The organism is Rheinheimera sp. D18, from assembly GCF_004345025.1.
Classification (GTDB): Bacteria; Pseudomonadota; Gammaproteobacteria; order Enterobacterales; family Alteromonadaceae; genus Alishewanella; species Alishewanella metallidurans.
Window position 1 is genome coordinate 2,990,739 of sequence record NZ_CP037745.1, and the last position, 15,119, is coordinate 3,005,857.

Below are 15,119 nucleotides of genomic sequence, written 5' to 3' on the forward strand. Positions count from 1 at the left end.
GTTCAGTTAGTCATAACTAAACACATCACCGCCATGCATATCAATCATCTCTAATGCTTTACCACCACCTCGGGCAACACAGGTTAGCGGATCATCGGCTACAACAACTGGGATCCCGGTTTCTTCCATTAATAAGCGGTCTAAATCTCGCAATAATGCACCGCCACCGGTTAATACCATACCGCGCTCTGAAATGTCTGATGCTAATTCTGGCGGAGACTGCTCTAACGCAACCATAACCGCACTAACAATGCCGGCTAAGGGCTCTTGCAGTGCTTCTAAAATCTCGTTGCTCGTCATAATAAAGCTACGCGGGACACCTTCAGCTAAGTTGCGGCCGCGAACTTCTATCTCTAGTACATCGTCACTAGGATAAGCAGAACCAATTTCGGTTTTAATCCGCTCTGCCGTGGCTTCACCAATTAAAATGCCATAGTTACGACGAATATAATTAACGATAGAGTCATCAAACTTATCGCCACCTATACGCACTGATGATGAGTAAACTACGCCATTTAAAGAGATAATAGCGACTTCAGTGGTACCACCACCAATATCGACTACCATAGAGCCGGTCGCTTCAGACACCGGTAAGCCAGCACCAATAGCCGCAGCCATTGGTTCATCAATTAAATACACTTCTCGTGCACCAGCGCCTTGCGCTGATTCTCTAATGGCTCGACGCTCTACTTGCGTAGAACCGCAAGGTACACACACTAAAACGCGAGGGCTTGGCCGAAAAAAACTATTGCTGTGTGCTTGGCGAATAAAATGCTGTAACATTTTTTCTGTTACGTAGAAGTCAGCTATAACACCATCCTTCATCGGGCGAATCGCTTTAATATTACCCGGCGTACGACCTAGCATCCGCTTTGCCGCATGACCTACTGCAGCAACACTTTTCGGTCCACCTGCCCGTTCTTGCCGTATAGCAACTACGGACGGCTCATCTAGTACTATACCTTGATCTTTAACATAAATAAGAGTGTTAGCTGTACCAAGGTCAATGGATAAGTCATTTGAAAATAGGCCACGCAATTTATTAAACATGAAAGAACCGGATCCTTATAAACCTGAGTAAGCAGACACTACTCAGCACCGTATTGTCAGAGCATAACAGTGAAGATAAAAAAGCTGGAGGTTATTCTAAGTAAGTCACCGCCATGTGAATAGCTTTATCTTACATTTTTATTCAATTAAACCAAGTTCTGGTTGAATTTTTCTACCAGTATTAAAAAATTGACATAGTATAATGACAAAATATGAACCTTTACTGAAAAAAACCTCTAAATAATGCCGCTTTCGTGCCAAAACCAGCTTATTGCGACGAAACAACGTTGGCAGCTATTGCAGCATCCGTTGTTACAACAAAAGCATATTCAGCTTTGGATTAGCCATCTTGATACTTCTTTGCCTGAAGTCTCGGGTAATAAATGCCTTAAGCTGAAGTATCACCTACAACAGGTTGTCGCTGAAAACAAATCCGGCATACTCACCTTTGGTGGCGCGTTTTCTAATCATCTTGCGGCGGTTGCCGCCAGCTGCAATTGGCTTGGCTTACAAAGCGTGGCCTACGTTAGAACAGACACGTTAGATACAGCAAACCCCACTTTAGCGTTTTGCTTGCGTATGGGCATGCAACTACATGCATTAGATAGAACAACCTACAGACGCCGCTCAGAACCCGCATTTATTAGTCAATTACAGAGCCAACACCCAACGCTATTAATCGTACCAGAAGGTGGTTCATCTGAGGCTGGCGTGCGAGGCGTAACAGAGCTTGACTTACTTAATACGCCAGATGGTAAAGCTAACTTAATTACTACAGCAACGGCCAGTGGCGGCACCTTAGCCGGACTTATTGAGCGGCATGCCAGCAATATATTAGGTATTGCTGTCGTAAAGGATCAGTCGTTACCAACACGCGTCAAGCAGCTATTAACAACCGACAGTACCAACAAAAATTGGCAAATTAATATGGCCTTCACCGGTAAAGGGTACGGACAGTTTGACGAGACGTTATTGCAGTTTTGTCGTGATCTAGCGCGGCATCAGCTTTATGTTGAACCGGTTTATACTGGCAAAGCACTGGCTGGGGTATTTTCACTAATTAGTTCTGGCGCTATTGCAGCAGGAAGTAGGCTGAGCTTTTTTCATACCGGTGGTTTGCAAGGCTTAAAAGGCTTGTTTTACCGTGAGAGAATTACCGCGGCTGATCTTGCGCTGCTTTCAGGCAACCAATACTCCGCAAACTCGATGCAATAATCTTAGCAAGCTAGGCGGAGAAATAGTAAAAAAGCCCGACTCATACGAGACGGGCTTTCTTGAATTGGGAGCCTGGCGGTGAACTACTCTCGCATGGCGAATGCCACACTACCATCGTCGCAGCTGCGTTTCACTTCTGAGTTCGGAATGGGTTCAGGTGGGTCCACAGCGCTATTGCCACCAGGCAAAAACTTGTAGGGAACACGTTTTAACGCACTGTAGTGCGGCCCGTTAGGGTCAAATCCATGGAAGGATTTGATAAAAACTGTGTTCCGATATTCGGCAATCTGATTAGTAGTTACACACGTATTCTTTCTAAAAACACCTTGGGCGTTGTATGGTTAAGCCACACGGGCAATTAGTATGAGTTAGCTTAACACATCACTGCGCTTCCACACCTCACCTATCAACGTTGTGGTCTTCAACGACCCTTTAGCAGGCTTAAAGCCTGAGGGATGACTCATCTTGTGGCCGGCTTCGCGCTTAGATGCTTTCAGCGCTTATCCGTTCCGAACGTAGCTACCGGGCAATGCCATTGGCATGACAACCCGAACACCAGCGGTTCGTTCACTCCGGTCCTCTCGTACTAGGAGCAACTCCACTCAATCATCCAACGCCCACGGCAGATAGGGACCGAACTGTCTCACGACGTTCTAAACCCAGCTCGCGTACCACTTTAAATGGCGAACAGCCATACCCTTGGGACCGACTTCAGCCCCAGGATGTGATGAGCCGACATCGAGGTGCCAAACACCGCCGTCGATATGAACTCTTGGGCGGTATCAGCCTGTTATCCCCGGAGTACCTTTTATCCGTTGAGCGATGGCCCTTCCATACAGAACCACCGGATCACTATGACCTACTTTCGTACCTGCTCGACGTGTCTGTCTCGCAGTTAAGCTGGCTTCTACCATTACACTAACCGTACGATGTCCGACCGTACTTAGCCAACCTTCGTGCTCCTCCGTTACGCTTTAGGAGGAGACCGCCCCAGTCAAACTACCCACCAGACACTGTCCGCGACCCCGATAAGGGGCCTACGTTAGAACATCAGACATACAAGGGTGGTATTTCAAGGACGGCTCCATCTGAACTAGCGTTCAAACTTCAAAGCCTCCCACCTATCCTACACATGTAGGGCCAATGTTCAGTGCCAAGCTATAGTAAAGGTTCACGGGGTCTTTCCGTCTAGCCGCGGGTACACGGCATCTTCACCGCGATTTCAATTTCACTGAGTCTCTGCTGGAGACAGCCTGGCCATCATTACACCATTCGTGCAGGTCGGAACTTACCCGACAAGGAATTTCGCTACCTTAGGACCGTTATAGTTACGGCCGCCGTTTACCGGGGCTTCGATCAAGAGCTTCGCTTGCGCTAACCCCATCAATTAACCTTCCGGCACCGGGCAGGTGTCACACCCTATACGTCCTCTTACGAGTTTGCAGAGTGCTGTGTTTTTAATAAACAGTTGCAGCCAGCTGGTCACTGCGACTCTTCGCTGCTTACGGAGCAAGTCCTTAACAGCAAAGAGCGTACCTTCTCCCGAAGTTACGGTACTATTTTGCCTAGTTCCTTCAGCAGAGTTCTCTCAAGCGCCTTGGTATGCTCTACCTGACCACCTGTGTCGGTTTCGGGTACGATCACCAATACCTGAAGCTTAGAGGTTTTTCCTGGAAGCATAGCGTCAACAACTTCGTGTCCTTAGACACTCGTCTCGTATCTCAGCCTTAAGAAACCGGATTTGCCTAGTCTCTCAGCCTACTTACTTTCACGCGGACTACCAACGCCGCGCTTGCCTAGCTTTCTCCGTCACCCCATCGCAGTATTGGTCGGTACGGGAATATTAACCCGTTTCCCATCGACTACGCTTTTCAGCCTCGCCTTAGGAGTCGACTCACCCTACCCTGATTAGCATGGGATAGGAACCCTTGGTCTTTCGGCGGGGAAGTTTTTCACTCCCCTTATCGTTACTCATGTCAGCATTCGCACTTCTGATACCTCCAGCAAACCTCCCGGTCTACCTTCAACGGCTTACAGAACGCTCCTCTACCACTTGTGCAAGCACAAGTCCGCAGCTTCGGTGAATGATTTAGCCCCGTTACATCTTCCGCGCAGGCCGACTCGACTAGTGAGCTATTACGCTTTCTTTAAAGAATGGCTGCTTCTAAGCCAACCTCCTAGCTGTCTATGCCTTCCCACATCGTTTTCCACTTAATCATTACTTTGGGACCTTAGCTGGCGGTCTGGGTTGTTTCCCTTTCCACGACGGACGTTAGCACCCGCCGTGTGTCTCCCGAGTAGTACTCATTGGTATTCGGAGTTTGCATGGGGTTGGTAAGTCGGGATGACCCCTAGCCCAAACAGTGCTCTACCCCCAATGGTATTCGCTCGAGGCGCTACCTAAATAGCTTTCGAGGAGAACCAGATATCTCCGAGCTTGATTAGCCTTTCACTCCGATCCACAAGTCATCCCCTAATTTTTCAACATTAGTGGGTTCGGTCCTCCAGTTAGTGTTACCCAACCTTCAACCTGCTCATGGATAGATCGCCCGGTTTCGGGTCTACACCCTGCAACTATTCGCCCAGTTAAGACTCGGTTTCCCTACGGCTCCCCTATTCGGTTAACCTTGCTACAGAATGTAAGTCGCTGACCCATTATACAAAAGGTACGCAGTCACACCACGAAGGTGCTCCCACTGCTTGTACGTACACGGTTTCAGGTTCTATTTCACTCCCCTTACAGGGGTTCTTTTCGCCTTTCCCTCACGGTACTGGTTCACTATCGGTCAGTCAGGAGTATTTAGCCTTGGAGGATGGTCCCCCCATGTTCAAACAGGATGTCTCGTGTCCCGTCCTACTCGTTTTCACTATAAAGGTGTTGTCGTGTACGGGGCTATCACCCTGTATCGCTACTCTTTCCAGAGTATTCCACTAACACCAATGTAGCTTAAGGGCTACTCCGCGTTCGCTCGCCGCTACTAACGGAATCTCGGTTGATTTCTTTTCCTCGGGGTACTTAGATGTTTCAGTTCTCCCGGTTTGCCTCGTTACACTATGTATTCATGTAACGATAGTGCATAAATGCACTGGGTTTCCCCATTCGGATATCTGCGGGTCTAACGCCTCTTACCGGCTTCCCACAGCTTTTCGCAGGTTAGTACGTCCTTCATCGCCTCTGACTGCCAAGGCATCCACCGTGTACGCTTATTCACTTAACCATACAACCCCAAGATGTCTTGAAATTATACAGTGTGCTTAAGGTTCACAACGTCTTGCTGGTCTGTTTTTCCCGCTGCGTTGTTGCACTTCCTCACTTGCTCAGTCATTAACCGAAGTTAACTCCTTCACGCGTTCGTTGTGCGCCTAGCAACAGTAAAAACATCCTGTGCAATATTTTGCACCTTGTTTTTTACTACTATCAGCTTGCCAAATTGTTAAAGAGCATTTGAGATTAAACTCAAATCAAATCATTCTGTTTAGAACGCTTTGATTTGAATTTTTTAGAGTAAATAAAGAATGGTGGAGCCAAGCGGGATCGAACCGCTGACCTCCTGCGTGCAAGGCAGGCGCTCTCCCAGCTGAGCTATGGCCCCAATAAGTATTCCAATAAATTGGATAATTGCACATCAGGCAAGGCATGTTGATACGACGCATACTTATGTATGTGAGTATCGACATAACGCCGTATGATGCGCAATTTGGTGGGTCTGAGTAGACTCGAACTACCGACCTCACCCTTATCAGGGGTGCGCTCTAACCACCTGAGCTACAGACCCGTTTAACTGGTCTGTTTTATCTATCGCTGCGTTTCACTTCTCTCTCAGTCAGTCATTTACATTAGTAAACTCCTTCCTTCGTTCGGCGTGCGCCTTGCGCTAAATAAAACATCCTGCGTTATTTATTCTCATAAACTTCGCAATAAACTTTATTTGCTCTATCTCTACAATCAATCATCTGTGTGAACACTTACAACTTCTTCACTTTAGGTAAGGAGGTGATCCAACCGCAGGTTCCCCTACGGTTACCTTGTTACGACTTCACCCCAGTCATGAATCACAAAGTGGTAAGCGCCCTCCCGAAGGTTAAGCTACCTACTTCTTTTGCAACCCACTCCCATGGTGTGACGGGCGGTGTGTACAAGGCCCGGGAACGTATTCACCGTGGCATTCTGATCCACGATTACTAGCGATTCCTACTTCACGCAGTCGAGTTGCAGACTGCGATCCGGACTACGATATGCTTTAAGAGATCCGCTCACTGTCGCCAGCTTGCCTCCCTCTGTACATACCATTGTAGCACGTGTGTAGCCCTACTCGTAAGGGCCATGATGACTTGACGTCGTCCCCACCTTCCTCCGGTTTATCACCGGCAGTCTCCCTAGAGTTCCCACCATTACGTGCTGGCAACTAAGGATAAGGGTTGCGCTCGTTGCGGGACTTAACCCAACATTTCACAACACGAGCTGACGACAGCCATGCAGCACCTGTCTTACAGTTCCCGAAGGCACTTTCGCATCTCTGCAAAATTCTGTAGATGTCAAGAGTAGGTAAGGTTCTTCGCGTTGCGTCGAATTAAACCACATGCTCCACCGCTTGTGCGGGCCCCCGTCAATTCATTTGAGTTTTAATCTTGCGACCGTACTCCCCAGGCGGTCTACTTAGTGCGTTAGCTGCGCTACTCACGGTACAAGACCACGAACAGCTAGTAGACATCGTTTACGGCGTGGACTACCAGGGTATCTAATCCTGTTTGATCCCCACGCTTTCGCACCTCAGCGTCAGTATTGTGCCAGGGGGCCGCCTTCGCCACTGGTATTCCTCCAAATCTCTACGCATTTCACCGCTACACTTGGAATTCTACCCCCCTCTCACATACTCTAGTCTGCCAGTTTTGAATGCAATTCCCAGGTTGAGCCCGGGGCTTTCACATCCAACTTAACGAACCGCCTACGTGCGCTTTACGCCCAGTAATTCCGATTAACGCTTGCACCCTCCGTATTACCGCGGCTGCTGGCACGGAGTTAGCCGGTGCTTCTTCTGCGAGTAACGTCAAAAATAGCCGCTATTAACGCCTATCCCTTCCTCCTCGCTGAAAGTGCTTTACAACCCTAAGGCCTTCTTCACACACGCGGCATGGCTGGATCAGGCTTGCGCCCATTGTCCAATATTCCCCACTGCTGCCTCCCGTAGGAGTCTGGGCCGTGTCTCAGTCCCAGTGTGGCTGATCATCCTCTCAAACCAGCTAGGGATCGTCGCCTTGGTGAGCCATTACCCCACCAACTAGCTAATCCCATATAGGTGCATCCGATAGCATGTGGCCCGAAGGTCCCACACTTTGGTCCGTAGACATTATGCGGTATTAACAGCCGTTTCCAACTGGTATCCCCCTCTATCGGGCAGCTCCCTATACATTACTCACCCGTCCGCCGCTAGGTCCGAAAACCCCGCTCGACTTGCATGTGTTAGGCCTGCCGCCAGCGTTCAATCTGAGCCATGATCAAACTCTTCTATTAAAGTTCTTTCTGCCACCAAAGTGGCGCTCAGTCTTACTGACTTAAAACATATTTCTATGTAAGTCACTCAACCGATGTATTTCATTTTTGTGAAATCCATCATAAGTGCCCACACAGATGATTGATTGCGAATTGTTAAAGAGCGTGCGTCAGAAAATATCTCGATGACGCGAAGCTTGCGCTTCAGTGACACTTACGTTTGCAGCTTTCGCTTGCTTCCGTCTGTGTGGTGCGCATTATAGAGATCGTTTTAAATCGATCAAGATCTATTTTCAATAAAGATGATCGACTGCCTGTTTTTTAAACATTTAGGTATTAAACCGGCACTTTGCGGTTATTTAATAAACATTCCTAGTCTTTATTACGATTTTATGTCGGCTAATTAATAGAACTGAGAACAGGTTTGTACTTACGATTGCGTTTTAACTCTAATTGATAGAGAAAATTACCTAATTGGTTAAGAAGGGGCAAAGCAATTTCTTCAACCTGATAATTATCATCGTTTAGCACCTCGTTGTCATTTGCATAAACCACGGCACTTAGAAAAAACTCTATCTGATTTTTTACATCAACTATATAGGCTCCATCGATAACGTGGCCGTATGCCCATCCAGTCTTATTAAAAATCTTTATATGATCAGGCACATTTTGATTAACGCCACCAAACATTAAAAATTTTGAGTAGTTAGGCGGGAACGCTATGGCGTCATATTTTGGTTCGATACTAGAAGGCGGTAACATTGACATATAACGAAGGACGAAATCACGTTGTTGCTTACTAATATTGAAACGTTGATGAACGGGATAAAGCTCTGGAAATACGATGCGTTTAATAATGCCGTCGAAATCGGTTAGGCTTAAACGATTTTTATCGCTAAAGTCCATCGGTCGGTGAACCATTTTACCCGCAGCTATATATGCCTTACCTATAACCGGCTTATCACTATTAAGATACTGCTTCGTGGATGTACGCGCAGGTAGTTGAAACAGCACTTTGTTATTATCGTCAACAAACCGAATTGGATTATATGATCTATTCTGTTCTGGCGTAAAAGGCAGACTAAGCCGATGCGTAATTAAGGTGTTAGGTAAACCTTTAGCGGCCAGTGCATTGTTTATATAGTCTTGCCCCAACAGTTCATACAGCCGATTACTTGCATCATTATCACTAACGAGCAAAATTTTCTTAATATAGTGAGCGATGTTTGGCACGCCCTTAGAATTACTAAGGTCGGAGTCCTGAATAGTTTGCTCAGCCGATGCGCTATCAGTAAGCATAGTAGTAGTTGCCGAAATTCCAGATGCTTTATGTTGCTCAAGCCACTCTAAAGCGAGCAGCGATATAGGCAGTTTTACTGTGCTTGCAGGGTAAAAGTAATTTTGCTCATTCAGCCCTAGCTGATAGGTCGTTAATGTAGGCTGGTTATCATGATCGCGATCAACCTGAGTATAGATAATTTGTAATTTATATTTTGTTTGCTGTTGAACAACGTGATTTAAAATTGGGTAAGTTAATGCGGTATCTTTGAGCAAAGGCAGTAAGGGGTAAAATGTATCGTCGGCTAGGCAGGGATTAACAAAAAATGGACTTAGTAGTAGTGCGCAAACAATTCGCCTGATCATGGTTAAGTTACTTTAAAGCTTGGCAATAACTCCATCATACGGTTTGTAATAAGTAAAAACAAACGGGCATAAAAAAACCGGACCTAAGTCCGGCTTTTAATTAAACGGCTACTTATTCTGCAGCTGTTTCTTGAGTTGGTAGAGCGTCCACTTCTGCACGGTCAACTAACTCAATGTAAGCCATAGGTGCGTTATCACCGGCACGGAAGCCACACTTTAAAATACGAGTGTAACCACCTGGACGCGCGTTGTAACGCGGGCCCAGCACGTTGAATAACAAACCAACAACTTCTTTATCACGAGTACGGGCAAAAGCTAAACGGCGATTTGCAACGCTATCATTTTTTGCCAATGTGATCAATGGCTCGATCACACGACGTAACTCTTTTGCTTTTGGCAAAGTCGTTTTGATGATTTCGTGCTTCACCAACGAACTTGCCATGTTGCGGAACATTGCCGTACGGTGGCTACTGTTCATGTTTAACTGACGACCACTCTTGCGATGGCGCATGATCTATTCCTTCTCACTAAACCAGAAACTGGTATCTGATTAGTCTTTGTTTACCAGGCTTGCTGGCGGCCAATTCTCTAAGCGCATGCCTAGTGATAAACCGCGTGATGCCAGCACGTCCTTGATTTCGGTAAGCGACTTTTTACCTAAGTTAGGAGTTTTAAGTAACTCCACTTCGGTACGCTGAACCAGATCACCAATGTACTGAATCTGCTCTGCCTTTAAGCAGTTAGCAGAACGAACTGTTAATTCCAAATCATCGACCGGACGTAACAGAATCGGATCAAACTCCGGTTTCTCTTCGCGTTTTTCCGGTTCGCTCTTGTCGCGCAACTCGACGAAGAATTCTAGCTGTTCGGCTAAAATTGTTGCTGCACGGCGAATGGCTTCCTCTGGCTCAACTGTGCCGTTGGTCTCCATATCGATGATCAGTTTGTCCAAGTCGGTACGCTGTTCAACACGCGCTGCTTCAACCGAATAGGCTATACGCTCTACCGGGCTAAAAGAGGCATCAAGTAACAGACGACCAATAGGACGCTCGTCATCATCTGAGGACAAACGCGCTGATGCAGGCACATAGCCGCGGCCACGTTCAACTTTAAGGCGCATACTGAATTCAGTTTCACCTGTAAGGTTGCAAATAACGTGCTCTGGGTTAACAATAACCACACCGTCGCCATGCTGGATGTCACCAGCTGTTACAGGGCCAGCACCTTTCTTCGTCAAAGTCAGAGTGACTTCATCTTTGTCTTCCAGGCGAACGGCAAGGCCTTTAAGGTTCAACAGAATATCGATGATATCCTCTTGGACACCTTCTTTGGCGCTGTACTCATGGAGAACGCCGTCTATTTCTACTTCAGTCACTGCACAACCTGGCATTGACGAAAGTAAAATACGACGCAACGCGTTGCCCAAGGTATGCCCGAAACCGCGCTCAAGTGGTTCCAAAGTAACTTTGGCACGAGTTGGGTTGATTTTTTCGATACCAACTAATCTCGGCTTAAGGAATTCGGTGACAGAACCCTGCATTGTATCCTCTCTTAACAATTAGCCTTACTTAGAGTAAAGCTCGACGATTAACTGTTCGTTGATGTCCGCAGACAGGTCTGAACGCTCTGGCAGACGTTTAAATACGCCTTCTAGCTTCGTTGTGTCTACTTCGATCCAAGTTGGTTTCTCACGTTGGCCAGCGATTTCTAGCGCAGCACCGATACGGGCTTGCTTCTTCGCTTTTTCACGTACAGAAATAACTTGTTCAGGTAATACAGCATGTGATGGCACGTTAACAACGCGACCATTTAACATGACCGCTTTGTGGCTTACCAGCTGACGTGCTTCAGCACGTGTGCTAGCCAGACCCATGCGGTATACAACGTTGTCTAAACGAGTTTCTAACAACGTTAATAGGTTTTCACCTGTATTACCTTTCAAACGAGCAGCTTCCTTGTAATAATTACGGAACTGCTTTTCTAATACGCCATACATACGACGTACTTTTTGTTTCTCGCGTAACTGTAAACCGTAGTCTGATAAACGACCGCGACGAGCGCCGTGCTGACCAGGTGCAGTGGTTAAGTTACACTTTGAATCAATTGCTCTTACGCCGCTCTTCAGGAACAGATCTGTACCTTCGCGACGACTTAGTTTGAGCTTAGGACCCAAATATCTTGCCATCTTCTTTCTCCAATAATCCGTGAAGCGCTGTAATTACACGCGACGTTTTTTAGGTGGACGACATCCGTTATGTGGGATAGGCGTCACGTCGGTGATATTTGTGATTTTATAACCAGCGCCATTCAGTGCACGAATCGCTGATTCGCGGCCTGGACCTGGACCATTCACAAACACTTCAAGGTTCTTTACACCATATTCTAACGCGGCAGTACCTGCGCGCTCTGCAGCAACCTGAGCAGCGAATGGGGTAGATTTACGTGAACCACGGAAACCTGAACCACCAGCTGTTGCCCAGCATAATGCATTACCTTGACGATCAGTAATCGTCACGATGGTGTTGTTAAAAGAAGCATGGATATGAGCCATACCGTCAGAAATTTGCTTTTTTACCTTTTTACGGGCACGAACTGGTGCTTTAGCCATGTTGAATCACCTTATTTCTTAATCGCTTTACGTGGGCCCTTGCGGGTACGCGCATTAGTTTTAGTGCGCTGACCACGAACCGGCAGACTACGACGGTGGCGTAGGCCACGGTAGCAACCAAGGTCCATTAAACGCTTAATGTTTAATGTGATTTCACGACGCAAGTCACCTTCAACGGTATACTTTGCAACTTCGTCACGAAGAGTATCTAACTGTGCATCAGTTAATGAGGCAATTTTAGTACTTTCTTCAATGCCCACTGCAGCTAAAATAGCTTTAGAGCGGGTCTTACCGATACCATAAACGTACGTCAAAGAGATGATCGCATGTTTATTATCGGGGATGTTAATGCCAGCGATACGGGCCACTAACGTTCTCCTTTAATAGAGTTTAAAATGTCAATTTGAAAAGCCCGTAAGGATACTCAAATTGCGCTTATATTGCAAACAATAACGGGGCTAAACTAAAAAGCTCAGCCCGCGGTATTATTTTTCTGCTATTAGCCTTGGCGCTGTTTATGCTTTGGCTCACTGCAAATCACGCGAACTACGTTGTTACGCTTGACTACTTTGCAGTTACGGCAGATCTTCTTAACGGAAGCTCGTACTTTCATAACTTAACTCCGCAAACTATCTTAACGGCTATAACCTTTAAGATTTGCCTTTTTAAGCACAGAATCATATTGATGTGACATCAAGTGAGTCTGTACCTGTGCCATAAAGTCCATAATAACAACAACGATAATCAGTAGTGATGTACCACCGAAATAGAACTGTACGTCCCACGCTACCATCATGAACTCAGGAACTAAACAGATAAAGGTAATATACAAAGCACCTGCTAAGGTTAACCGAGTCATTACTTTATCAATGTATTTTGATGTCTGTTCGCCAGGACGGATCCCAGGGATAAAAGCACCAGATTTCTTCAAGTTATCCGCTGTATCACGAGGGTTAAACACCAACGCAGTATAGAAGAAACAGAAGAAAATAATGGCGGCGGAGTATAACATCATATACAACGGTTGTCCCGGAGATAATGTTAATGCTAATTCCTGAAGGAAATTAGCCACCATGCCTTCACCTGAGCCAAACCAACTGGCTATTGTACCAGGGAACAGAATAACGCTAGAAGCAAAAATTGGTGGTATTACGCCGGCCATATTTACTTTTAACGGTAAATGGCTGCTCTGTGCAGCAAATACCTGACGGCCCTGCTGACGTTTAGCATAATTGACCACAATCCGACGCTGGCCGCGTTCAAAGAACACCACAAACCAGGTAATCGCGATTACGATCACACCTATTGCTACTAACAATAAAAAGTGCAAATCGCCTTGACGTGCCTGCTCTATCGTCTGACCGATAGCCGACGGGAAGCCGGCAACAATACCGGTAAAAATTAACAACGAAATACCATTACCGATGCCACGTTCTGTAATTTGTTCACCTAACCACATTAAAAACATGGTGCCAGTAACCAAGCTGATTACTGCGGTGAAGTAAAATGCAAAACCTGGGTTTATTACTAAACCTTGCATCATATTAGGCAGACCAGTGGCAATACCAATAGCCTGTAACGTTGCTAACCCTAACGTACCGTAGCGGGTCATCTGATTAATTTTGCGCTTTCCAGCTTCGCCTTCTTTTTTCAACTCAACCATTGCAGGATGAACTACCGTTAATAGTTGAATAATAATAGAGGCAGAGATGTAGGGCATAATACCCAGTGCAAAGACAGATGCACGCTCAAGTGCGCCACCGCTGAACATGTTAAACATTTCAACGATGGTGCCCTTTTGTTGCTCGAATAACTGAGCCAGCACGGCGGCGTCAATTCCAGGAATTGGCACAAATGAGCCTAATCGAAATACGATTATGGCCAGAAGTACAAATAGCAGACGGGCTTTCAGCTCGCTGAAACCGCCTTTTGCACTTCTTGAGTCAGAACCTGGTTTAGCCATCGCGTACTTTCCTTATTCTTCGACTTTACCGCCAGCGGCTTCGATAGCTGCACGCGCGCCTTTAGTTGCTCCTAAACCTTTTACGGTTACTGGACGAGTAATCTCGCCAGACAGAACAACTTTAGCGAACTTAACAGTACGAGAGATAATGTTAGCTTCCATTAGGCTTGCTAAGTCAACTACATCACCTTTAACCGCTGCAAGTTCATGCAGGCGTATCTCGGCAGAAACCAAAGATTTCTGAGACGTGAAACCGAACTTAGGTAGACGCTGTTTCAATGGCATTTGACCGCCTTCGAAACCAGGACGTACTTTACCACCTGAACGTGACTTCAAACCTTTGTGACCACGACCAGCAGTTTTGCCTAAGCCAGAACCGATACCACGGCCTACACGGCGTTTTTCTTTCTTGGCACCTGGTGCTGGAGCAATAGTATTTAATAGCATCTGTTACTCCTCCACTTTAACCATGTAGAACACTGCGTTTACCATACCGCGCACTGAAGGTGTATCCTCAAGTTCAACAGTATGACCAATGCGGCGTAAACCTAACCCTATTAACGTAGCACGGTGCTTCGGTAAACGACCGATACCAGACTTCAGTTGGGTTACTTTAATTGTTTTCTTAGCCATGGCAGATTACCCCAGAATGTCGTCAACGCGTAGACCGCGTTTAGCTGCTATTTGTGAAGGCGACTTAACAGCTGCCAGCGCATTAATAGTAGCGCGAACTACGTTGATTGGGTTAGTTGAGCCGTAACACTTAGAAAGAATGTGATGTACTCCAGCAACTTCAAGTACGGCGCGCATTGCACCACCGGCGATTAAGCCTGTACCTTCAGCAGCAGGTTGCATGTAAACATTCGAACCAGAGTGCACACCCTTAACTGGGTGATGCAAAGTGCTACCATTTAACTCTACTTGGGTCATGTTGCGACGTGCTTTTTCCATTGCTTTTTGAATAGCAGCTGGAACTTCACGTGCTTTACCATAACCAAAACCAACGCGACCATTACCGTCACCAACCACGGTTAAAGCGGTGAATGAAAATATCCGGCCACCTTTAACAACTTTCGACACGCGGTTTACTGCAACAAGCTTTTCTTGTAAATCAGATTGTTGTTTAGTTTCTTCGTTAGCCATGAGCT

At 46.4% G+C, this 15,119-nt stretch carries 13 protein-coding genes, 2 tRNA genes and 3 rRNA genes; 1 reads left to right on the forward strand and 17 read right to left on the reverse strand.

What is annotated here, in order from left to right; genetic code table 11:
* Positions 1-6: 6 nt before the first annotated feature.
* Positions 7-1,050, reverse strand: coding sequence for a rod shape-determining protein (locus E0Z06_RS13945; RefSeq protein WP_132585923.1), 1,044 nt, complete (start codon positions 1,048-1,050; stop codon positions 7-9).
* Positions 1,051-1,293: 243 nt separating this feature from the next.
* Here E0Z06_RS13945 and E0Z06_RS13950 point away from each other — a divergent pair, with 243 nt between their 5' ends.
* A complete protein-coding gene (locus tag E0Z06_RS13950) occupies positions 1,294-2,265 on the forward strand; it encodes a pyridoxal-phosphate dependent enzyme (RefSeq protein WP_132585926.1) in 972 nt (323 codons plus the stop codon).
* 70 nt (positions 2,266-2,335) lie between these two features.
* On the opposite strand, the gene rrf is transcribed toward E0Z06_RS13950, so the two are convergent.
* From rrf to rpsE, 16 genes are all read right to left on the reverse strand, one after another.
* Positions 2,336-2,450: ribosomal RNA gene (rrf, locus tag E0Z06_RS13955) — 5S ribosomal RNA — on the reverse strand.
* A 152-nt stretch (positions 2,451-2,602) separates the two neighbouring features.
* Positions 2,603-5,483: ribosomal RNA gene (locus E0Z06_RS13960) — 23S ribosomal RNA — on the reverse strand.
* Between the two features lie 299 nt (positions 5,484-5,782).
* Positions 5,783-5,858, reverse strand: a tRNA-Ala gene (locus E0Z06_RS13965).
* A 106-nt stretch (positions 5,859-5,964) separates the two neighbouring features.
* Positions 5,965-6,041, reverse strand: a tRNA-Ile gene (locus E0Z06_RS13970).
* 211 nt (positions 6,042-6,252) lie between these two features.
* A 16S ribosomal RNA gene (locus tag E0Z06_RS13975) occupies positions 6,253-7,777 on the reverse strand.
* Together the 16S, 23S and 5S rRNA genes with 2 tRNA genes alongside form the textbook arrangement of a ribosomal RNA operon.
* Positions 7,778-8,155: 378 nt before the next feature.
* Entirely contained in the window at positions 8,156-9,400 is a 1,245-nt protein-coding gene (locus tag E0Z06_RS13980) for a serine hydrolase (RefSeq protein ID WP_132585929.1), read from the reverse strand.
* A gap of 112 nt (positions 9,401-9,512) precedes the next feature.
* A complete protein-coding gene (rplQ, locus tag E0Z06_RS13985) occupies positions 9,513-9,911 on the reverse strand; it encodes a 50S ribosomal protein L17 (RefSeq protein ID WP_132585932.1) in 399 nt (132 codons plus the stop codon).
* A 39-nt stretch (positions 9,912-9,950) separates the two neighbouring features.
* Complete coding sequence (gene rpoA / locus E0Z06_RS13990) at positions 9,951-10,940, reverse strand: DNA-directed RNA polymerase subunit alpha (RefSeq protein ID WP_132585935.1); 990 nt, start codon at positions 10,938-10,940, stop codon at positions 9,951-9,953.
* A 24-nt stretch (positions 10,941-10,964) separates the two neighbouring features.
* Positions 10,965-11,585, reverse strand: coding sequence for a 30S ribosomal protein S4 (rpsD, locus tag E0Z06_RS13995; protein WP_132585938.1), 621 nt, complete (start codon positions 11,583-11,585; stop codon positions 10,965-10,967).
* A 33-nt stretch (positions 11,586-11,618) separates the two neighbouring features.
* Complete coding sequence (rpsK, locus tag E0Z06_RS14000) at positions 11,619-12,008, reverse strand: 30S ribosomal protein S11 (RefSeq protein WP_132585941.1); 390 nt, start codon at positions 12,006-12,008, stop codon at positions 11,619-11,621.
* 11 nt (positions 12,009-12,019) lie between these two features.
* Entirely contained in the window at positions 12,020-12,376 is a 357-nt protein-coding gene (gene rpsM / locus E0Z06_RS14005; RefSeq protein ID WP_132585944.1) for a 30S ribosomal protein S13, read from the reverse strand.
* 131 nt (positions 12,377-12,507) lie between these two features.
* Positions 12,508-12,621, reverse strand: coding sequence for a 50S ribosomal protein L36 (gene rpmJ, locus E0Z06_RS14010; protein ID WP_132585947.1), 114 nt, complete (start codon positions 12,619-12,621; stop codon positions 12,508-12,510).
* A 21-nt stretch (positions 12,622-12,642) separates the two neighbouring features.
* Positions 12,643-13,971, reverse strand: coding sequence for a preprotein translocase subunit SecY (secY, locus tag E0Z06_RS14015; RefSeq protein ID WP_132585950.1), 1,329 nt, complete (start codon positions 13,969-13,971; stop codon positions 12,643-12,645).
* Positions 13,972-13,983: 12 nt separating this feature from the next.
* Entirely contained in the window at positions 13,984-14,418 is a 435-nt protein-coding gene (gene rplO, locus E0Z06_RS14020; RefSeq protein ID WP_132585953.1) for a 50S ribosomal protein L15, read from the reverse strand.
* A 3-nt stretch (positions 14,419-14,421) separates the two neighbouring features.
* The gene (gene rpmD, locus E0Z06_RS14025) at positions 14,422-14,604 is read right to left on the reverse strand and encodes a 50S ribosomal protein L30 (protein WP_132585956.1); all 183 of its coding nucleotides are present in this window, start codon (positions 14,602-14,604) and stop codon (positions 14,422-14,424) included.
* A gap of 6 nt (positions 14,605-14,610) precedes the next feature.
* The gene (gene rpsE, locus E0Z06_RS14030; protein WP_132585959.1) at positions 14,611-15,114 is read right to left on the reverse strand and encodes a 30S ribosomal protein S5; all 504 of its coding nucleotides are present in this window, start codon (positions 15,112-15,114) and stop codon (positions 14,611-14,613) included.
* Between the last annotated feature and the right edge of the window lie 5 nt (positions 15,115-15,119).

What these genes read in the sequence shown, in the direction of transcription:
- E0Z06_RS13945 (WP_132585923.1), bottom strand. Translation starts at nt 1,050, where the DNA reads ATGTTTAATAAATTGCGTGGCCTATTTTCAAATGACTTATCCATTGAC.
- secY (WP_132585950.1), bottom strand. Translation starts at nt 13,971, where the DNA reads ATGGCTAAACCAGGTTCTGACTCAAGAAGTGCAAAAGGCGGTTTCAGC.
- rpmJ (WP_132585947.1), bottom strand. Translation starts at nt 12,621, where the DNA reads ATGAAAGTACGAGCTTCCGTTAAGAAGATCTGCCGTAACTGCAAAGTA.
- rpsD (WP_132585938.1), bottom strand. Translation starts at nt 11,585, where the DNA reads ATGGCAAGATATTTGGGTCCTAAGCTCAAACTAAGTCGTCGCGAAGGT.
- rpmD (WP_132585956.1), bottom strand. Translation starts at nt 14,604, where the DNA reads ATGGCTAAGAAAACAATTAAAGTAACCCAACTGAAGTCTGGTATCGGT.
- rpoA (WP_132585935.1), bottom strand. Translation starts at nt 10,940, where the DNA reads ATGCAGGGTTCTGTCACCGAATTCCTTAAGCCGAGATTAGTTGGTATC.
- rplO (WP_132585953.1), bottom strand. Translation starts at nt 14,418, where the DNA reads ATGCTATTAAATACTATTGCTCCAGCACCAGGTGCCAAGAAAGAAAAA.
- rpsE (WP_132585959.1), bottom strand. Translation starts at nt 15,114, where the DNA reads ATGGCTAACGAAGAAACTAAACAACAATCTGATTTACAAGAAAAGCTT.
- rpsK (WP_132585941.1), bottom strand. Translation starts at nt 12,008, where the DNA reads ATGGCTAAAGCACCAGTTCGTGCCCGTAAAAAGGTAAAAAAGCAAATT.
- E0Z06_RS13950 (WP_132585926.1), top strand. Translation starts at nt 1,294, where the DNA reads ATGCCGCTTTCGTGCCAAAACCAGCTTATTGCGACGAAACAACGTTGG.
- E0Z06_RS13980 (WP_132585929.1), bottom strand. Translation starts at nt 9,400, where the DNA reads ATGATCAGGCGAATTGTTTGCGCACTACTACTAAGTCCATTTTTTGTT.
- rplQ (WP_132585932.1), bottom strand. Translation starts at nt 9,911, where the DNA reads ATGCGCCATCGCAAGAGTGGTCGTCAGTTAAACATGAACAGTAGCCAC.